Raw genomic sequence first — 21447 nt, forward strand, 5'->3', positions numbered from 1 at the left:
ACAAAGGAAATTCCGAATGGTGCAGACCAATTTCCAGATTGCATCACCAATATTCCATCATCATATACAGAGGTGAAGAGCCAAAGCGAAGTCCCCAATCCTATAAGTGACAATGTAATACTTAGGATTTTTTGTACTTTGATATAACTCCAAAAGAACAGCAAAAGAACAGCTGAAGCCAACTGGAAAACGATGGGTAAAATTATCCAAGTATTGCTCATATCTCTTCGTCCGTTGAATTCAATTCATCCAAATCATCCGTTTCAAGTACCTTGTATACTCTCTTGATCAAGATGATGGCAAAAGACTGTAAGCCAAACCCGATAACAATTGCAGTCAGGATGAGTGCTTGCGGTACCGGATCCGCATAAATTTCAGTAAAGACATTGGATGCCTCATCAATCACCGGAGGTTTTCCTTTAACCAATCTGCCGAGTACAAAAATCAATAAGTTGACACCGTTTCCAAGCAGTATAAGTCCTATGATCATTTTAAACATACTTCTTCTGAGCAGCATGTAAATGCCTGCTGCATGCAAAAGACCGATTATGAATATCAGTAGCAGCTCCATTTCAAATTGTTTCTGTAATTGAAAATATAATGGTTAAGGTGGTGCCAATGACTACCAGGTAAACCCCAATGTCAAAAAAGAGAGAGGACCCGACCATACCAATTAATTTCAAAGGCTCGTCATACCAAATTCCAGTCATAAACGGTAATCCCACAAACCATGGGCTTAGGCCTGCAACTATGGCTAAGGTCAATCCTATTGGCATTAAATGCCTAGGATCCATCTTGACAATTGACTTGGTTTCTTTCAAGCCAAAAGCAAATGAATGAAGGATAAAGGCCATAGCTGCCATCAGTCCTCCCACAAATCCACCTCCCGGTAGATAATGTCCCCTAAGCAGGATAAATACCGAAAACAGCAAAAGCAACGGTAAAAGGTATTTCGAGGCAGTTTGAAATATTATTGATTTCATGTGTGTATATTTCGTAATTCAAAGATCTCTAGGAAAGTAAACTCCTACGCCTGATGCTACATTTTTTTGTCAGTAATGGTATTTCATAAGTATTTCATCTTAGGTTTTCTTATTTGGGTTAAGTTTGAGATTCAGCAAACTAAAAACACCAATAGCTGCAATGACTAGTACAATCGTTTCTACAAGGGTGTCTATACCTCTGAAGTCCACCAAGATCACATTTACAACATTCTTTCCTTTAGCCAATAGGTAGGCGTTTTCAGCATAATAATCCGAAACCTCTGTATAAGAAGGTGCTTCAAAAACCTCTAATGCTAGGATTGCGATCATACTGCCAAACATCAAGGAAAGTAAACCATCCCTGATACGGATTTTATTGGTTGAAAATGACCTGTTTTTAGGCAGTTGAAATAAAACCAACATAAATAACAATACAGTCAAAGTGTCTATGGAGAACTGCGTCATGGCCAGATCAGGCGCAGAATAATAAAGGAAAAACAAACAGTTGGCCAAGCCTATTATTCCCAATGCTACGATAACTCCAGTTCTTGTTTTAGTTATCATGGCAAAGAATATTGAGGTGACCATAAGCACTACAACCAAAAACTCAGAGGGTGTAATTTCTGAAATTTGACTCCAATCCAAGTGGACATCCACCCCGTCATAAATCCTATATCCAGCTAAAACTGTCAGAAACAACAAAATGGTAATTACATAATTTCTTAAATAACCATTCTGAAAAAACCCAGTCCATTTTTCTGCAAATTTCTGAAAGCCCAAAGCAATATTTTCTATCAATTGTATGGGTGCTACACGATCAAAAGCCTTAACCTTTTCCCTCAAAATTTGAGAAGGTTTTAATCCTAGATAAAGTGCTGTTCCTAATATTAAAGTAACAATACTCAATACCAAAACCCAATTGAAACCATGCCAAATGGCCAGGTGTATTTCAGGCGCTCCAGGAAGAATACTGGTGAAAACAGCTTGCATAAATCTATCCAGTATTCCAGGGAATACCCCGAATAATAGGCAAAGGGATGCCAACAATACAGGTGGAATCCACAATAGAGGGCTGGGCATTTTGGCACTTTGATGTTCATCCGGAAGACTTCCCGTAAATGGTTTGACTCCAACCCAGAAGCCGGCTACAAATAAAATTATCTTTGTGATTACCAATGCCGCAGTAAGCAAAATAGCCCATTTCCCATAATGAAAACTGGCTTCATACATAATTTCTTTACTTATAAAGCCAAGGAACAAGGGCACACCTGCACTGGATAAAGCAGCTAAATACCCTGCTACGGCTACCGGCTTCATTACCCTTTGTAAACCACCAAGTGAGGTGACCTCCCTGGTTCCGGTTTCATGGTCTATTATCCCCGTAATCAGGAACAGTGTTGCTTTGTATAAAGCGTGGGTAAGGATGAAAATTCCTGCAGCTAGCAGGGCGTCTTCAGTACCTACTCCCAGCAAGAAAACCAATATCCCAAGTGCTGAAATAGTGGAATACGCAAGAATGCTTTTGAGGTCAGTCCTGAATAAGGAATGTATGGCCGCATAAAGCATGGTGATCCCACCAACTATCATTAAAGTCCAATTCCAACTATCTGTACCGCCTAATAAAGGTGTAAATCTGGCCAATAGATAAATCCCAGCTTTTACCATGGTCGCAGAATGCAGGTAAGTACTGACAGGGGTAGGGGCTTTCATTGCACCAGGCAACCAAAAATGAAATGGAAACTGAGCGGATTTTGTAAATGCGCCTATAAATACCAGTATGATAATCCATGTATAGGACTCATGATTTTTGATGATTTCGGATGAATTTAGTAGCTCTGTGAAGGAAAAATCACCTCCTAAAAATCCTATCCAAATCAAACCTGCCAAAAGTATCAGGCCACCAAATCCCGTGACTCCTAAAGCTGTAAGTGCTGATTTTCTGGATGAAGGATCATCATTTTTATACCCAATCAGGAAAAAAGAACTTATACTAGTCAGTTCCCAAAAAATGAAAAGGACAATTAGGTTGTCAGAAATAACCAAGCCTAACATAGCTGCCATAAACATGGTCAAATAACCATAGAAACGATCCAGGTATTTATCTTCCTTCAGATAATAAGAAGTATAGAAGAATACCAACGTACCTATTCCTGTTATCAATAGACCAAACAGGAGTGATAAGCCATCTAACCTGAAGTCTAAGTTGATTCCAAAACTAGGAATCCATGTATAAGACCAAAATTGAGCACCCTCGGTATTGACTTTGTGAAGGTATGAAGCCAGATAAATGAATATGCCTAAAGGAATAAAGGGGTATAGCTTTGGAACTAGATTTTTATTGAAACGGGAAAAGATGGGTAAGATCGCAGCAGAAATAAATCCGGAAATAACTGCAAAAATCATATAGTCGGTTTTGAATTCAAGGATTATAGTAGTGCACTAAAGTACAAAGATAATCTTTACCTAAAATATTTCTTTGTTTAAAGGAAATGAGAATTATTTACATTTATGCATGAATTGAAGGCTATTCATTAAGTATTCAGCAACTTAGTGGTTATTTCGTTAGACATATTAATATTATCTAAGCGATTTATTTATTTTTCGTTAAATTCACGTCAATTAACCATTAAACCTACTATGTCTATAAACACATACCAAACAGAGGTAGCCAAGCGCTTTACTATTTACAACAGTCTTTTTTTAGATTTACCTTTCAGTGACATTCATCGTACAGGTACACTTTTACCTATTTTATCCACCAAATGTCAGAATGGTTTTGAAAAAGACAAAACACCGAAAGAAATCATTCAGGGTTTTTTTGATGAAATGATGACTCAAAATTCCGAGCAGGAAAAACATGATTTGCTTTTTAAAATGGTCCAATATGTTGAGCGTCAGGTAGTCCTTTTTGATTCCATAGAGGATGCAGCATTTGAAAAAATCCATGACCTAAAAGGCAAGGGAAGTGTAGCGGCTTTAATCGCTCGTGCTGGTAATGACGGTAAAAAAGAAGCTCTAATCCAAAAACTCAAGACTTTTTCAGTCCGCCTTACTTTGACAGCCCATCCAACTCAATTTTACCCGGGAAGTGTCCTTGGTATAATTACAGACCTGGAATCTGCTATCAGAAACAATGATCTCGGAAATATTAATCTTCTTTTACAACAATTGGGGAAAACAGCTTTTATCAATAAGGAAAAGCCATCTCCTCTGGACGAGGCCGTCAGTTTGATATGGTTTTTGGTTAATGTCTTTTACCAAAGCATCCCTGATATCCTCATCAGACTCTTGAAATCTTTAGATGTACCATTGCATGAATGGGATAATCCAGGTCTGTTGAAGGTAGGTTTTTGGCCGGGAGGCGATAGAGATGGTAATCCTTTTGTCACCCATGACATCACTGTGAAAGTCGCGGAAAAATTGCAAAAATGGATACTGAGATGCTACTACAGAGATGTAAGAAAACTACGCAGGAGATTGACTTTTAAAAATGTGGAACCTGTGATGATCAGGGTAGAGAATGGTCTCTTCAGCTCACTTTTTGAAAATCAAGGGTATTACAAAAGCAAAGAAGGACTAATTGCTGACCTGATGGAAGCCAGACAGGGTTTGATTGATTTTCATGATGGTTTATTTTTAGATCAATTAGATGAGTTTATCCTGAAGGTTAGAATTTTCGGTTTCCATTTTGCCAATATGGATGTACGTCAGGATAGCCGTAAACATGACGGATTATGGGATGAGTTGATTGAAGTGAAGTCGGGGAAGTCAGGATTGGATAAATACAAGGCTTTGCCTGAAAATGAAAAAATAAATTATTTATTGGAAATAGATGGATTGCCTGACCAGTCTGAATTGAGTGATGAGTTCCATCAAGAAATGATGAAGAGTTTCGATGCGATCAAAACTGTTCAAAAAGAGAATGGAGAAGAGGGATTGCATAGGTATATCATTTCCAATTGTCAATCAGTACTACATATTTTAGAAGTCTTTCAACTTTCAAAATTGCGTTTTGGCAAGGCAGGAAAAGACCTTCCTTTGGATATAGTGCCTTTGTTTGAAACCATTGATGATTTGGCTGCTGCGCCTGAAATCATGCGGCAACTCTATGAGAACAAGTTGTACAGTCAGCACTTAAAATATAGAAACGCCAAACAAACCATCATGCTTGGTTTTTCAGATGGCACCAAAGATGGCGGGTATATCAGGGCTAATTGGTCTATACTACGTGCCAAAGAAGAACTTACCAAAGTTTCTAGGGAATACGGTATCAGTGTAGTGTTCTTTGACGGTAGAGGAGGACCTCCAGCAAGAGGAGGTGGTAATATGAATAATTTCTATGCTTCTTTGGGTGAAAAAGTAGAAAATGAAGAGATCCAAGTTACCATTCAAGGGCAGACAATATCAGCCAATTATGGAAAACAAGTATCCTGTACTTATAACCTTGAGCAATTACTTTGCGCTGGTTTGGAAAACGAACTTTATCCATCTTCGGATAAAAATCTAACTGAGGAACAGCGTCAACTTATAGATAAGATGGCAGATATTTCTTATCAGTTTTACAAGGATTTCAAAAGTCATCCCAAGTTCGTGCCTTACCTGGAACATGTGACACCGCTGAAGTTTTTCGGTCAAGTCAATATTGGTTCTAGACCATTAAAAAGAGGTAAATCCTCAGGTTTGAAGTTTGAGGATCTCAGGGCAATCCCATTTGTTGGATCCTGGGCTCAGATGAAACAAAATATTCCGGGATTCTTTGGTGTGGGTGCGGCATTGGCTAAATTGAAAGAAGAAGGAGAGTTTGAAAATGCACAAAAGTTATATCATGATTCTTTGTTTTTCAGGTCATTATTGGGGAACTCCATGCAGTCTTTGGCAAAATCATTCTACAAAGCCACAGCTTATTTGAAAGACGATAAAGACTATGCTGAATTTTGGAAGTTGATGTTTGATGAGTATCAGCGTTCCATTGAAATGCTTTTAGAAGTGTCGGGAATGGATTCCTTGCTTAAAGACAACCTTACATCAAAAGAATCTATTGCTATCAGGGAAAAGATTGTACTTCCTGTGATCACCATACAGCAATATGCCATTCAAACTATGTTGGAGACCGGTAAAGAGGATAGGAATCTGCAGATGTTAATTCTAAGAACCATGTTTGCAATTATCAATGCTGCTAGAAATGCGGCTTAATTTTACAAGAGCGCACTTTGAAACAAGTGCGCTTTTTTTACTTTTTTCACTGTTTTTTTGAATCTGTTTCGAATACTCCTAAATATTAGGTTATTTTAGTTTTAACAAACAGCACTTAACAGATATGGCCATAAAACTTATTATTCCAATTGACTTTTCTCCCTATTCGAAAGAGCAATTGAGGTTGGCAAAATCTTGGCAAACCCTATACAATGTTGATTTATTGATTCTTCATAAGATAAATTTGCTCTTCCCTTCTCTTTCAAGTGCGGATTTGCGTCTAAAAATGGAATATGAATTGAAAAGAGATGCGAAAAATAAAGTCAATGATTTTTTGGAGAAAGCTGGGCTGGATATTAACCTCCCAACTCAAATATTTACTGAAAGTGTAGTTGAATTCATCAAAAATTCAAAACATGTCAACCCACAGGACATCATAGTTGTAGGAATGAAAGGAGCGGGTATGGTTTCGAGAATTCTGATTGGCAGTACCACAATCCAACTCATTGATGAATTAAAGCATCTTATTATTGGAGTACCACTTGAGTTGAAGGAATTGTATCCTGAAAAGCTAATGGTAGGTATTCATTTCAAATCGGGATTTAATAAACAGAGCTTTTCCAGTTTGTTGGAATTGATAGCTACATCTCTTCGATTTGTTGAATTTGTTTCAGTTCTTAAAAATGAAGAAGACAGGTCCAAGACAGAATCATTCTTACAGGAAGTACAGGAGCAATTTATCTCAAAAATCGAAACAGAATTTAAAGTTTTTGATGGATCACATGCTTTGGAATCGCTCAAACAATTTTATCTAGATCTTGATCACTCTTTTATGGTGGTCCAAAAGGGTTCAAGATCTTTCTCTGATCAGATTCTAAGAAAGTTTATGGTCAATGAATTGGTTTACAAAAGTTTCGCACCACTAATTATCCTTCCATGATTGAATATTTGCAAGAGCTGGCAAAAGATCCTTTTACTGAATTTGCCCTGATTTTCCTATTTGCAGCTATACTTGGCGGCATTGGTCAGTTTTTGAAACAGCCTTTGATTGTAATGTTTATTTTTTTGGGGATTTTGTTGGGACCCTCGGCCTTGGATATCGTACAGTCTACAGAAAATATCCACCTCCTTGCTGAAATCGGGATAGCTATACTCTTATTTATAGTAGGGCTTAAGCTTGATCTGCGATTGATTCAATCTACTGGAAAAATTGCCTTGCTGACTGGATTGGGACAGGTTTTATTTACCTCACTGTTTGGCTATTTTATCGGTCTAGCTCTCGGGTTTGGTAATCTGGAGAGTTTTTATATTGCTGTTGCCCTTACATTTAGTAGTACCATTATTATAGTCAAACTACTTTCTGATAAAAAGGAGATTGGTTCGCTTCATGGGCAGATTGCAATTGGATTTCTGATTGTACAGGATATTGTTGTGATTTTAGTCATGATTGTTTTGGCTACCATAGGAAGAGAAGGGGAAGGTTCGGTTATTGAAGAGATTGGTATTACTTTACTTTACAGTGCGATCTTCGTAGCCTTTACCTTTTTGATGATGAAATACTTGATCCCAAGGGTAAGTCATTTTTTGGCAAAATCAGCCGAATTGCTGACCTTGTTTGCAATAGCTTGGGCTGTTGCATTGGCTGGTGTGGGTGAATTGATTGGTTTCAGTGGTGAAGTTGGGGCATTTTTAGCAGGCGTTACCTTGGCATCATCTCCTTTCAAAGATTTGGTATCAGGTAGGCTGACAAGTCTAAGAGATTTCTTATTACTATTTTTCTTTGTCAATTTGGGTTCAGAATTGGATTTTTCAGTTATTGGCGAACAAGTTCCTAGCGCTTTTATATTTTCGTTTTTTGTGTTGATAGGCAATCCCATTATTGTATTGATAATTATGGGAATAATGGGTTATAAGAAAAGAACAGCTTTTCTCGCTGGATTGACAGTTGCACAGATTTCGGAATTTTCCTTGATTTTTGCTGGATTAGGGTTGAGCGTAGGACATATCAATGAAGAAATTCTAGGCTTGATTACTTTGGTAGGACTGATTACCATTGCCCTTTCAACTTATTTGATATTGTACTCCCATCAGATTTATCAGGTGATTGCACCAGCTCTTTCAATTTTTGAAAGGAAAAAATTGAATTCAAATGAAAATCAGGAGGCTGCAAAAGAAAAAGATTACCATACTATTATTATAGGCTTGGGAAGGCTTGGCTCTGAGATTACAAAACGTATTGATGGACAGGATGATAATTGTACCTATTTTGGAGTTGATTTTGATCCTAATGTAGTAAAGGAGTTCAGAGAGAAGGGCAAACACGTAATTTATGCTGACATTGAAGATCCAGAATTATTGACGCATATTCCGTATGAAAATGCAAAATGTATCATCAATACAGTTGCTGTTCCTGAATCTGCCAAGCATCTTCTATTAAAGCTTCAAAGGTCTAATTATAAAGGAAAATTATACCTTACAGCAATAAATTCTTTAGATAAAAAGTATTTGACCGAACTTGGTGCTGACAATGTTTTGATGCCTCATGAGTTAGCTGCTGCGAACTTTTATAATGAATACCTAAAACCAGTAATTGAGTAAGCAAGTATTTTTGTATTTTGAATACAAATAGTAGCCCTCTTAGCCTTGGTAAGGGTAGTCTAAAAACAGTCCTTATTTATTCTTAATTACATTTCCCTCAAATATATTTTTGATTATGAGTAGATTAAAAATGTAAATAAACTTAAATATTTTAAGTATTTAGATTTAAAACGTCTATTTTGACGTCAATTGACAGTTGAGCCTTAATGTGATTTATTTTTCTCAAAGAATTTTTATAAAATGCGCTTGCTTATTTGGATTCAGATAAGTTCACCTAGTCCATTTCAAGCAGTTTAAATTGGTACAAAGGCCTATGTCAAAAAAAGTAAACCCAAAAACCTTGCAAAGATTAACAAAATTAAGATCCTTAAATATTTTAGATACTTTACCTGAAGAGGAGTATGACGATATCACCTCACTTGCAGCTTTTATTTGTCAAACACCCATCAGTCTAATCACACTTATTGACGAGAAGGAGATATTTTTTAAATCCTGTAGTGGCATAGATTTAGATAAGATTCCTCTCGATGAATCAGTTTGTAAATATGTCTTTGATAATCCCAATGAACCATTGATCATTCCGGACTTAGGTAAAGACGACAGATTTAAAGACCTTCCGATATTAAAAAATAACCCTGATTTAACTTTTTATGCAGGTTTTCCAATAGTCATGGATGGTATTGTTTTGGGTGCATTATGTGTTCTTGACTCCAAGCCAAGACAACTAGGTGATGAACAATTACTTTCCATAAAAAAGCTTCAAAATCAAGTGGTCAAACTTTTGGAGTTGAGATTGACGGAAATAGAAAAACAAGCAGCAATTGATAAACTCGAACAAGAATATTCGCTAAGAGATAATCTTGTTGAAAATATTAATGGGATCTTTTGGGAAGCTGATGCCCAAACTTTTGAATTCTCCTACGTGAGTGCTCAAGTCAAAAATATTTTGGGTTTTACGCAGGAGGAATGGCTATCAAATCCCATATTTTGGGCAGACCATATTCATCCAGAAGATAAAGAATTCGCTGTAGATTTTTGTCACAATATGACACGAAAACTTGAAGATCACAGTTTTGAGTACAGGATGCTGACCAAATCCGGAAGGTATATTTGGGTCCTTGATAAAGTTAAGGTTTTAGAAAAAGATGGAAAGCCAAATAAGTTAAATGGGTTTTTATTGGATATCAGCAAGGAAAAAGAGCTAGAATTCAAATTAAAGGAAGAAGTCAATCTTGTCAGAAGAATTATAGATCAGTTACCCATTCCATTCTATTTATTTGATGAAAAGGGAAAGCATATCCTATGGAACAAGGTGCTTTTGGATTATGCTGGGTATTCGGAAGAAGAATTTCAGTATGTCAAACCATTGCAATTATATAAAGGTAAGGAGTTCGATAAAATAAAATACGCCATTGAGCAAGTATACAAAGTAGGAACAGAAGAAGTTGAGGCGATAATGACTTCTAAAAGTGGGAATCAAACTCCATTTTACTTTAAAGCTTCAAGGATAGATTACTATGGCCAAAATTGCATTTTTGGAGTGGGGATGGATATGTCCCGAATTAAAGAAGCAGATAAACAGCTAAAACTAAACGAACGAAAGTATAAAGCACTTGTAGAAGAAGGCTCTGACTTATTGTTTTTACTTGATCTCAATGCCAATATCTTAGAAATAGGCCAGAATATTAAACAGAAACTAGGGTATGATTCCAAAGATATGGTTGGCAAAAATGGTTTTGATTTTTTTCATTCAGATGATCGGGAAAGAGTACAATCTGAATTTGAAAAATTAAAGGATAATCGAATTGTACAATCAAGTCCTTATAGGTTCTTACATAAGAAAGGATACTACCTTTGGTATCAAAGTACTGGAACTAATCTTATTGAAGATGAGGCAGTCCAAGCCATAGTGGTCAATTCAATGGATATTACTCAGGTGATGGAAAGTGAGCGAAGGTTCAAAACTTTGGTACAAGACGGAGGAGACTTGATCTCAATTTTGGATAAATCAGGGAAGTATCTGTATGTGAGCCCAACCTCTGAAAATATTTTAGGAATATTACCTGAACAGCTTTTGGGTAAAAATGCTTTTGATTATATACATAAAGAGGATTTAAATAGGGTCAAATTTAATTTTGAGCATCTTTTTTATCAAAAACGATTAGAAATTGAACCTTTTAGATTTGTGGATATTCATGGAAATTGGAGGTGGCTGGAAACAGTTGCAACCAATATGATTGCAGATCCTCTAATTGAAGGGATTGTAGTCAATTCTAGGGACATTACTGATAAATACGAAGCACAACAAAAACTTGCCAAGAGTGAGGCAAGGTACCGGGTGTTTTTTGAGTCCCAAACCAATTATGTTATTAGAACAGACCTCGAAGGAAATTATACTTATTCCAACAAAAAGTTTTTAGATGAATTTGGCTGGGTGTATGATGGTGAACCAATAGGGAAGAGCTCTTTGAAAAGTATTTGCGACTATCATCACAATAAAGTAAAAGTTGCTGTACAAAAATGCATCAGCAGTCCTGAGACTATTTTTAAGGTTGAGCTTGATAAACCTGGCAAGGAGAATACAACTGCTTCTACTTTGTGGGACTTTGTGTGTCTGTGTGACTCCCATGGCAACCCTTCGGAGATTCAGTGCTCTGGCATTGATATCACCGAAAGGATCAGTGCTGAAAAAGAACTGAAAAAGGTCAATGAAATGTTTGAATTGCTCAATGAAGCAAGTTCAGAAAGTCTCTATGAATACCTTCCAGATGAAAAGGAATTGTACTTGGCCAAAAGCTTTGAACGTATATTCTTTCACGAAAGAAAACCGCTTAAGGATAACCTTGATTTTATTCAGTCTCTCCGGTATAGCGAAGATGATTTGGAGGTGAGGGAAAAATTTTATTCCACAGTTTATGATTCTTTTGAGACTACTCTTACTGTAAAATATAGGTTGTTGAATGGGAAAGGAGAATACAGGTGGGTGCAAGATACGGCTGTTATTCTCAGGGATGATGATGGAAAAGCCAAAAGAGTTATCGGTACGCTAAAGGATATTACAGAATTTCAAAAGATGACCATTCTTTTGAATTTGGCTACGAAAGTATCGCGGCTTGGAGGATGGGATCTTAATTTAATGAACAATAAATTAATCTGGAATGCCATCACATGTGATTTACATGGAGTACCTCATGATTTTCAGCCAGACATTGAAAGCGCCTTAAATTTTCATAGGGAAGATTATCGGGATTTATTGATATCAGAAATAAATCGAGCCATTGATTATAGAGAATCGTTTGATTTTGAATCCATCATCATTACTGCAGAGGGTGAAGAAAAGTGGGTAAGGGTAATTGGGAATCCCGAAGTAATTGATGGTAAAAGTGTAAGGATCTACGGAAGTGTGCAGGATATCCACGAAAGGAAAACGGCTGAGCAAAGTATTAGAGCTTCTAATGAGCGATTTGAGATTATTTCAAGAGCTACAAATGATGCCATTTGGGATTATGATTTAAGTCAAGATAAATTATTTTGGGGAGCAGGGTTCAAAACCCTTTTTGGATATGATCCAAAGGAAATTGCTCCAGACTTTCATTTCTTAATCAGTAAAATACACCCTGAGGATAAAAAAAGGGTAACCTCAAAAATGTTTCAGCTATTATCAGGGAAAGTCAACGAAGAAACTTGGAATCAGGAATATAGATTTTTAAAATCAGATGGTTCTTATGCTTATGTAAGTGACCAAGCAATTTTTATAAGGAATGCCGATGGAGTTGCAACAAGGGCACTTGGGGCCTTGTCTGATATTACACCAAGAAAGGAATTTGAAGAATCTCTTAAAAACCTCAATCAAAAATTAGAAAAGAGCATAGAGGAATTGGCACTTTCAAACCAAGAATTAGAGCAGTTTGCGTATGTGGCTTCTCATGATTTGCAGGAACCCTTGAGGATGATCAGCAGTTTTATGGGCTTGCTGGAGAAGAAATATGGCGATTTATTGGATGATAAAGGCAAGCAATATATTCACTTTGCAAAAGATGGTGCCTCAAGGATGAAGCACATTATGCTTGATCTTTTGGAATTCTCAAGAGTAGGTAGACATGAAGATGACCTAAAGGAGATTAAAGTGAAAAATATTATCGATGATGTAATGGAGCTCAACAAGAGATTAATTCAAGAAAAAGAAGTGCAATTCAAAATTGGAAAGTTACCTACTATCAAATCTTATAAAATGATATTGATGCAAATATTCCAAAATCTTATAGGAAACGCGATTAAATATAACAATGCGCAATCATTTCCTGAAGTAGAAATTTCTGCAGAAGAAACCCCTGATTTTTGGGAATTCAAAATCAAAGACAATGGTATAGGTATTGAAGAGCAGCATTATCAGAGAATATTCAATTTATTCCAAAGGCTCCATTCCAAGAATGAATATAGCGGTTCTGGTATAGGTCTGGCTATTGTCAAAAAGAATGTCGAACTCTTGGGGGGCAGGGTAGAAGTAATTTCTGAACTGGGTAAAGGAAGCACATTTTCATTTACCTTAAAAAAATAAGAAGGGGAAGAAACTACCCCTTCTAACTAAATGCTCTATGACTCTAAACTGAATTCTACTACAATTTCAGTATCCAAAAGTACTGAGATCGGGCAATTCTTTTCAGCATCTTTAACAGCTGCTTCAAATTTTTCTAAGGATATGCCAGGTACTTTTGCCTTCAGTTCTATTTTGGATTGAGTGATCTTTCCATCTTCAAGTGTAATGGTACATTTCGCCTTTAATTCATCAGGTGTGTGGTCAGATTCGCCCAAAACGAAGCTTAACTTCATCGCAAAACAGCCAGCATGTGCTGCTGCTATCAATTCCTCTGGGTTTGTTCCTTTGCCGTCTTCAAATCTAGAAGAAAAAGAATATTGGGTATTGTCCAGTATGCCTGTCTGTGAACTGAGATTTCCCTTTCCTTCTTTTCCTGATCCTTGCCACACGGCTGTTGCATGTCTTTTCATTGGTTTGGTTTTATTGGTTAAAAATTTTCTTTTAAATTATCTTATAAGTTATTAAATAATAAAGGCCGTACCAAAAATTGATACAGCCTTTAACTGAATTTTACTAAATAGATTTATTTCGTCAGGGCCTTTTCCCGTTGGATTTCCAGCATATCTACAGGTCGGGGTGTATTATCTCCCAAAAGATGCTGTACATAATAGTCAGCCATTCTCCAGAAGAAATATTCAGTCATATCTCCAAACCCATGCCGTTGCCCCGGTAGGATGATAAAGTCAAAACGTTTGTTTGCTTTGATAAGGGCATTTGCCATTCTAATGGTATTGGCTGGATGTACATTGTTATCTACATCTCCTGTTACCAGAAGCAAGTGGCCTTTGAGGTTTTTTGCCAGGTCTGGATTCCTTTCAATTTGATAGACAAAAGTAGTATCACCTTTTGGAGTAATGACCTCTTTGACGCCATGATGCTTTTCTGACCACCACCTGTTGTAGATGTTATTTTCATGATTTCCAGCAGAAGAAACTGCTACTTTGAAAAAATCAGGGTAGACCAGCATTGCAGCTGTGGACATAAACCCACCTCCCGAATGACCATGAATTCCTACTCTTGACCTGTCTATATAGGTATATCGGTCAGCAAGTTGCTCTACGGCTGCTTTTTTATCGGCAAGCCCATAATCACGTAGGTTGCCATAACCGTAGTTGTGGTACCATTTGGATCTTGCGGGATGACCGCCTCTATTGCCTACTGTAACTACTACAAAGCCCAACTGTGCCAACCTGTCTATCCTATCCATAGACCGGCCAAAAGATTTATTGACTGATTCGGTTTGAGGGCCTGGATAGACATATTCAATGATCGGATAAGATTTGGTACTGTCAAAATCGAAAGGCTTATACATTACACCATACAGGTCGGTGATACCATCGTCCGCTTTGACAGTATAAGGTTCGGGAAATTGATAACCTGCGGCAATTAAAGATCTTAAGTCTGCTTCTTCTAGATCCATGATTTTTCTTCCTTGATTATCATAAAGAGCGGATGCAGGAGTTGTATTTACCCTAGAATAATTGTTTACAAAATAGGTAGCCTTGTCATTTACCAAAGCTCTATGGTCATAGTTGCCCGGGTTTAGTAAAGTGACATTACCGCCGTTAAGGCTAACTTTATATAAATGGAGATAGTAGGGGTCTTCATCTTTCTCTTTGCCATTGGCTGAGAAATATAGTATCCTGTTTTTCTCATCTAATCGTTCGATACTTTCTGTATGGTATGGTCCTGAGGTCAATTGTCTTTTCATGTTTCCATTGACATCATAAAGGTAAAAGTGTCCCCAACCATCTCTTTCGGACCAATGGATAAATTCTGTTCCGTTATTCAGGATTTTTGGCTTTTGAACTTCAATGTAGGTATTACTCCTTTCCTCTACCAAAACCTCTTTTTTATTTTCTTTGATATTCCACCTACATATATCGATCCTTTTAAGGTCTCTAGAGGTAATGGTAAAGTAAAAGTAATTTTCATCTCCCAACCACTTAACAGGCTTGAAATCATCATCCATTTGGCTAGCAAGTAAGTCTGCTGACCAAATACCTAAACTCTGATCTTTGAAGGTATCAATCTCCAGATCAGTCATCTCCTCAGAATCAAATGAATAATGCTTCAGTTCATTACGTGGTTGTTCTTTTTCGCCTGGCATGGCATATTTATAGGTTTCCAATGTTGGTCTTGGATTTTTTGTATTGTGCAATACCCACAAATCTTTGACTTGCCGGGCATCAGTTCTACTTAATACAAATTCATTTGAGTTGGGTGACCAATACACAGAAGCCCTTTTCCTATCGTCTTTCTTTTTCTCTTCATCAACATTGTCGTCACCTCTTCCAGATCCACCATAAGAATAGTCCTTTTCACCGTCATCTGTAATCTGATGTGAAACAATAGTGCTGTCTTTTTCATCTTTTACGGCTTTCAGAAAATTTTCCTTATCCATCCAATAAAGATTCTCGTGCTTCACAAATACTATTTTTGAAGAATCAGGAGAGATATTGGCCCAAGAAAGTCTTTTTCTCTTTTCTTCTTGGTCTTCTATTTCCGTTAGAGATTGATTTGCCAAACTGTACTTAAATGTAAACGTTTTCTTTTCCAGTGAATCTTTGGCATTTTTGTTCTTTGCCTTGATTTCATCCCAATCTTTCTTTAGAACTTCTTCAGAACTTTTCACTTTGAATTGAAGTGCGTTTTCTTCTTCAACAAATTTTAGGTCTTTCAAGTCAAGGTGTTGGCCATCAAAAGGGTCTTTTATGATTAATGTCAACTGGGCCGCCAATGCGTCTTTGTCAAACAATTGGGTTTTTGTCCGATTTGCAGGATTGACCAAATACCAGTTTTTGCCATCCGAAGTTTCATATTCATACCAAAATCGGTCTGAATTTTTGAGCCAATGGGCCTTCACATCAGTTGAAAAAATCATTTTTTTTAGCTTTTCCGGAGAAAACCTTGACGCAAGTTCATAATTTCCTTTAGTGAATGAATCTTGCGCATGGGCAAGGGAATGAAATAGGAAGATACCTATCAATACTATTAATCTTTTCATTAAAAATTGGTTTTTTAAACTTTGAAACTAATTGAAATTCAGTTTTCCAATTATGAAAATCTATAAACCAACACCATTTCTACACAAGCGGTTAGGATGTTGTATAATGATTTTTTGATAAAAATTATGACCTTAAGCTTGTTACGAGCTATTTTCCATTCATCCTAAAAGCTGGTATGGTAACATAAATTTCAATTGGCTTGGGACTATAACTGTTATCTTCGAATAAGATTAATCACGCAAATACTATGAAAAAACAGTTATTAACACTATCAATGATCCTTTTGACTTTTACTTGGGGAATGGCCCAAGAAAGAAGAGAAGTCAAGGTGGAATCCAGTTCAGTTACCAATGGAGAAGTTACCATCAAAGGTCAGCGCGTTCCTTACAAAGCTACTGCTGGTACTATGCCGGTTTGGAATGAAGATGGCGAACCTATCGCTACTTTATTCTTTACATATTATGAAAGAACAGACGTGACAGACAAAGCTAAAAGACCATTGGTTTATTCCTTTAACGGTGGACCTGGATCTGGGTCTCTTTGGATGCACTTGGCTTATACTGGTCCTTACAAGCTTAATATTGATGATGAGGGCTATCCACTTCAGCCTTATGGGGTAAGTAAGAATCCTCACTCTATCTTGGATGTTGCAGATATAGTATATATAGATCCGGTCAATACAGGCTATTCAAGGATTCTCGATAAAGACGAGCCTAGATCTACATTTTTCGGCATCAACAGTGATATCAAATACCTTTCTGATTGGGTGAAGACATTCACTACACGTCAGAATAGATGGCAGTCTCCAAAGTACCTGATAGGAGAGAGCTACGGAACTACTAGAGTTGCCGGTATGGCGCATGAATTACAAAACTCACACTGGATGTACCTGAATGGAGTAATTTTAGTGTCTCCAACAGGCATGGGTTTGGATAGAAGCGGTCCGGTTTCAGCGGCTAATTACTTGCCTTACTTTGCTGCTACTTCCTGGTATCATAAAGTATTACCAGCGGACTTGCAAGCAAAAGATTTGGATGAAATCCTTCCGGAAGTAGAAGCATATACTTTGGATGTTCTTATTCCTGCATTGTCAAAAGGAGGAACCTTAGATCCTGAAGAGAGAAAAGAAATTGCCAAGAAAATGTCCTATTATACCGGAATGAGTGAAAAAGTGATTTTGGAACATGCTTTGGCTGTGCCGACCAGCTTTTACTGGAAAGAAGTTATGAGAGATCAAGGTTTGACAATCGGAAGGTTGGATAGTAGGTATAGAGGTATTGATCAGACTGATGCAGGTGAGCGCTATGATTATGATCCTGCATTGACTTCTTGGAACCATGCTTTTTCTCCTGCCATGAATTATTATGCCAAAAATGTATTGAAGGTAGATACAGACCTGACATATAATCTATTCGGTCCAGTTCATCCTTGGGATAGAAGTAATGAAAATACAGGCAGACAATTGGCTCAAGCCATGTTACAAAACCCATATATGCATGTGATGACTCAGTCCGGTTACTTTGATGGTGGAACTGATTATTTCAATGCCAAATACAATATGTGGCAAATGGATCCTGCCGGCAAAATGCAGGACAGGCTACATTTTAAAGGTTACAGATCAGGTCACATGATGTACTTGAGAGCTGAAGATTTAGCCAATTCAAATGAAGACATCAGAGAGTTTATCAAAATGTCTCTTCCAGGTGAAGGAAAGCCTGCCAAATATTAATCTTTGAAAGCAAAGAAGTAAATAATATATAGAAAAAGCCGGTTTTTAAGCCGGCTTTTTAATTTACCAATATGCTGAAGTCTTCCAGTTTGTTATATTGACCTTTTAAACCTGCCAAATCAGCCACTGCCTGATAGACCTGTGCTTTTTTCTTGCCCTGTTTCCTTAAATATTGTACTGAAGTGCTTCCTGTAGACTTTGAAAGTTTTTGACTCTTTTCGTTTTTGAGGATTTTATGATGGTAAAATGTATTTCCGGAAAATTGATTTCCGATCAAATGACCTGAAAGAAAAACTTGTGCAAGGCTGGATCCATAGAGGTCTTTACCCCTTACGATTAGGTCTACACCAAAGTGGATATCATCTATCAATGAAGCCAGCTGATAGGAGGGAAGTCCACCTTTTTTTCTAATGATAAAGTCATTCAAAACTCCGGGAAGTTTTCCTGTAATAGTGATACCGGAGTAATCATTTAACTGAACATCATTGTTTCGGGGAGTTTTTACCCTCCATGCAGTATCGGTATTCGCAAAACTCAGCTGTCTATTCCTACAAAAACCGGTATAGAAGCCTTTTGGGTTCATTTTCAGTATTTTTTTCCGGCTACAATCACACGCAAAAATTAGCTTATTGATTTTTAGACTTTCCAAAGCTTCCCGATATAGATGCAACCTCGAAAATTGAGAGAAATTACTTTTAAAATCTTTGAGATTCTCTGGACCTCTATCATAAGGTATTTCCAAAAAATCCAAGGTTTCGAAAATATCATTGATGTAGTTATTTCTGGTTCGGTCCTTATCCAAATCATCAATCCTCAGGAAAACTTTTGCATTTTCTTTTTGGGCAATATGGTGAGTGGTTAAAAATGAATAAATGTTACCCAAATGTAAAAACCCGCTTGGAGTAGGCGCAAATCGGGTTAATTGATGTTGATTCTTCATTTTTAAGGAAGTTGAAATAATCATGTAAGTGAAAACATCAAATTACGAGTATTTAATGGATCTCAGAAATTTATTCTCGATTAAGAAAAAAGACCTCTCTTGCGTATCAGTATCTATACAGAACCTTCTTGAAAGTTTTTGGTCACCTTGACTCTTAATAATTTTTAACCAGATAAATTTTTTAGCCTTAAATCGTGTTGGTATTTTTAGATGTTGAAATTCAAAGTAACCATATTGTCATTAATTCTGGGACTATTCAGTCTTGGCAACTTACAAGCCCAGGTGATCACAGGGAATGTAGTGGAAGGTATGGATCGTAATTTTTTGGATAAGGTATGGGTCATCAACATCAACAACAAAGACAGTATCATGACCAATGAAAGAGGATATTTCAGGGTTAAAGGCAAGGAAGGGGATAGTTTACTTTTTAAGCGTGATTACTATATCCCAAAAAAAATGTTGATAGGAGAGGAAACTCATATTTTTACAGACATCTATTTAGATGCCAGGACACTTCCAATGTTTGATTTGTATGGTGATAGAATGATAATCCCATTTAAGGCCGGTAATCAATCCACAATGCGCTCCTTAAGTGACAGGCCAGCAGGGCCTGGAAAGATCTATGCAGGTCTCAGCAATAATGAGAACCTTATGCCAGGTCTTACACTGGATGGGCCTATATCCTATTTCATGAAAAGTGAAAGGCAAAAGCGGCAGTATGCTAAAAAATTAGCTTTCTTATCTAGGCAGCAGGATTACCTCGATTTGATTCAATCCGACTCTGTGATGCAAGTCCTCAAAATGGAATATAATCTTACAGACAGGGATATGGATGACCTGATTATTGAATTCAATATGGCCAATATTGACCATCAGTTTGTAGATATGGATTGGCAGAGGGTTGAAAAAATGCTGACTGACTTTTTAGATCAAAGAACGAGGTTCAGAAAAGAAGAACCACCTCGTCTTGACAGGAGAAACCCAATCGACCAAAGAAACAGCAGGTTCAGGGATTAAGACTTTCTTTTAAATGACCAAGTAACATAAAATTTGGCAACAATTTCCCCACTTGGGGAAACACCTGTAGAGACTGTTGTGATTTTATCCATATCCCCAACCTTGAGAGCATCAATCAGGCCACATAATTCTTCGCCCTGATTGCAGGAAAAAGCGATTTTTTGATTTGCTTTTTTATAATACTCAGCCCTAAAATCCACCACAAGCATACTGAATTTTCCTTTGCCTGCCATAGCCAATTGGCATAGTGCTCCTGTGCTCAATTCGGCAGCACCTGCCATGGCAGCAAAATAAATAGACTTGAATGGATTTTGGCTACGCCAAAAATATGGGATGGTTACGGTGCATGACTTGAGATCCAGGGATTTAACCCTAAGCCTCCAGAAAATCGCTGAGGGAAGCTTAAAAAGCATAGCCCACCAAAAAATCATGGGACTTGTCATTCTGTTTAGGTATTTCTTTGCTTCTTCGTTCATTGGGCTATAAAATTAAGTTTCAAAATAGTAAAAAATGAAAGACATGGTTTGAAATGGCACCTTTTTTGGTCTAATTTGATCAAAATTTAATCAATATGCTGAAGAAAATTAGTTTTTTATTTGCGCTTGGACTTTTACTTTATTCCTGTTCCAGGGTTCCACTAAGCGGAAGAAACCAATTATCCCTCGTTGGAAATCAAGAGTTATTACCACTTGCTTACGAGCAATATGATCAAGTATTGGCAGAAAGTAATTTAGTAACCAATACTTCGCAAGGTCAAATGGTAGTTAGGGTGGGTCGTAGAATAGCTGATGCGGTTGAAAGTTACCTCAAAGAAAATGGTTATGAGGACGAATTAAAAGGATTCGCATGGGACTTCCACCTCATCCAAGAAGATATTGTCAACGCTTGGTGTATGCCTGGTGGAAAAGTGGCTTTTTACACAGGAATTATGCCGATCTGTGAGGATGAAACCGGTGTTGCAGTAGTAATGGGTCATGAAGTCGCTCATGCCATTGCACATCATGGCAGAGAGAGGATGTCCAATGGTTTATTATTAAATGGACTATTGGGTGGTGCACAAGCTGCAATGGGACAAAATCCTACCTTGACCCAGAATTTATTTCTTCAGGCCTTTGGCGTAGGCGGGCAATTAGGGATGTTGAAATTCTCCAGAAGACATGAGTTGGAAGCTGATCAATTAGGGTTGAATTTTATGGCCCTTGCTGGATATGACCCCAGGGCCGCTCCGGATTTTTGGGAGAGGATGAACAATGCGGGTTCGGGAGAAAGGCCTCCGGAATTTTTATCCACTCACCCTGGTCCTAATAGACGTATTGAACAACTCAATAAACAGATGCCTACTGCTATGGAGTACTATGAAAAAAGTCAAAAAAGGTAATAAA

The 21447-nt window shown here is 37.3% G+C and carries 14 protein-coding genes and 1 pseudogene; 7 read left to right on the forward strand and 8 right to left on the reverse strand.

Features of this window, described 5'->3' with window-relative positions:
- From EA341_RS05885 to EA341_RS05900, 4 genes and pseudogenes are all read right to left on the reverse strand, one after another.
- Positions 1–221 (reverse strand): annotated as a pseudogene (locus tag EA341_RS05885) (Na+/H+ antiporter subunit D); the annotation flags it as partial.
- Complete coding sequence (locus tag EA341_RS05890) at positions 218–571, reverse strand: Na+/H+ antiporter subunit C (protein WP_293012274.1); 354 nt, start codon at positions 569–571, stop codon at positions 218–220. The pseudogene EA341_RS05885 and the gene EA341_RS05890, both read right to left, overlap by 4 nt.
- Position 572: 1 nt before the next feature.
- Positions 573–983: a Na+/H+ antiporter subunit B gene (locus EA341_RS05895; RefSeq protein ID WP_293012276.1), complete on the reverse strand. Its 411-nt coding sequence runs from the start codon at positions 981–983 to the stop codon at positions 573–575.
- A gap of 99 nt (positions 984–1082) precedes the next feature.
- Complete coding sequence (locus tag EA341_RS05900; protein WP_293012278.1) at positions 1083–3386, reverse strand: putative monovalent cation/H+ antiporter subunit A; 2304 nt, start codon at positions 3384–3386, stop codon at positions 1083–1085.
- A 234-nt stretch (positions 3387–3620) separates the two neighbouring features.
- Between EA341_RS05900 and EA341_RS05905 the strand changes: the two genes are divergently transcribed.
- From EA341_RS05905 to EA341_RS05920, 4 genes are all read left to right on the forward strand, one after another.
- A complete protein-coding gene (locus EA341_RS05905; RefSeq protein WP_293012281.1) occupies positions 3621–6176 on the forward strand; it encodes a phosphoenolpyruvate carboxylase in 2556 nt (851 codons plus the stop codon).
- A gap of 124 nt (positions 6177–6300) precedes the next feature.
- A complete protein-coding gene (locus EA341_RS05910; protein WP_293012283.1) occupies positions 6301–7116 on the forward strand; it encodes a universal stress protein in 816 nt (271 codons plus the stop codon).
- Positions 7113–8774, forward strand: a complete 1662-nt coding sequence (locus EA341_RS05915; RefSeq protein ID WP_293012285.1) for a cation:proton antiporter — start codon at positions 7113–7115, stop codon at positions 8772–8774. Before EA341_RS05910 ends, EA341_RS05915 begins: the two co-directional genes overlap by 4 nt.
- 340 nt (positions 8775–9114) lie before the next feature.
- On the forward strand, positions 9115–13332 hold the full coding sequence (locus EA341_RS05920) for a PAS domain S-box protein (protein WP_293012287.1): 4218 nt from the start codon (positions 9115–9117) through the stop codon (positions 13330–13332).
- A gap of 35 nt (positions 13333–13367) precedes the next feature.
- Here the strand turns inward: EA341_RS05920 and EA341_RS05925 are convergent, their stop codons facing one another.
- Together EA341_RS05925 and EA341_RS05930 are read right to left on the reverse strand one after the other, a co-directional pair.
- Positions 13368–13781, reverse strand: coding sequence for an OsmC family protein (locus EA341_RS05925; RefSeq protein WP_293012290.1), 414 nt, complete (start codon positions 13779–13781; stop codon positions 13368–13370).
- A 113-nt stretch (positions 13782–13894) separates the two neighbouring features.
- A complete protein-coding gene (locus tag EA341_RS05930) occupies positions 13895–16378 on the reverse strand; it encodes a DPP IV N-terminal domain-containing protein (RefSeq protein WP_293012293.1) in 2484 nt (827 codons plus the stop codon).
- Positions 16379–16626: 248 nt separating this feature from the next.
- On the opposite strand from EA341_RS05930, the gene EA341_RS05935 reads away from it, so the two are divergent.
- Positions 16627–18108 (forward strand): carboxypeptidase, encoded by a 1482-nt coding sequence (locus tag EA341_RS05935; protein WP_293012294.1) that lies wholly within the window; start codon positions 16627–16629, stop codon positions 18106–18108.
- A 58-nt stretch (positions 18109–18166) separates the two neighbouring features.
- Here the strand turns inward: EA341_RS05935 and EA341_RS05940 are convergent, their stop codons facing one another.
- The gene (locus EA341_RS05940) at positions 18167–19048 is read right to left on the reverse strand and encodes a glutamate--tRNA ligase family protein (RefSeq protein ID WP_293012297.1); all 882 of its coding nucleotides are present in this window, start codon (positions 19046–19048) and stop codon (positions 18167–18169) included.
- Between the two features lie 234 nt (positions 19049–19282).
- Between EA341_RS05940 and EA341_RS05945 the strand changes: the two genes are divergently transcribed.
- Positions 19283–20065 (forward strand): hypothetical protein, encoded by a 783-nt coding sequence (locus EA341_RS05945; protein WP_293012299.1) that lies wholly within the window; start codon positions 19283–19285, stop codon positions 20063–20065.
- Here EA341_RS05945 and EA341_RS05950 read toward each other — a convergent pair.
- A complete protein-coding gene (locus tag EA341_RS05950; protein ID WP_293012300.1) occupies positions 20062–20541 on the reverse strand; it encodes a DUF4442 domain-containing protein in 480 nt (159 codons plus the stop codon). The two genes, EA341_RS05945 and EA341_RS05950, sit on opposite strands and share 4 nt — an antisense overlap.
- 95 nt (positions 20542–20636) lie before the next feature.
- Between EA341_RS05950 and EA341_RS05955 the strand changes: the two genes are divergently transcribed.
- The gene (locus EA341_RS05955; RefSeq protein WP_293012303.1) at positions 20637–21443 is read left to right on the forward strand and encodes a M48 family metallopeptidase; all 807 of its coding nucleotides are present in this window, start codon (positions 20637–20639) and stop codon (positions 21441–21443) included.
- Positions 21444–21447: the final 4 nt, after the last annotated feature.

The organism is Mongoliibacter sp., assembly GCF_007692705.1.
Taxonomy (GTDB): domain Bacteria; phylum Bacteroidota; class Bacteroidia; order Cytophagales; family Cyclobacteriaceae; genus Mongoliibacter.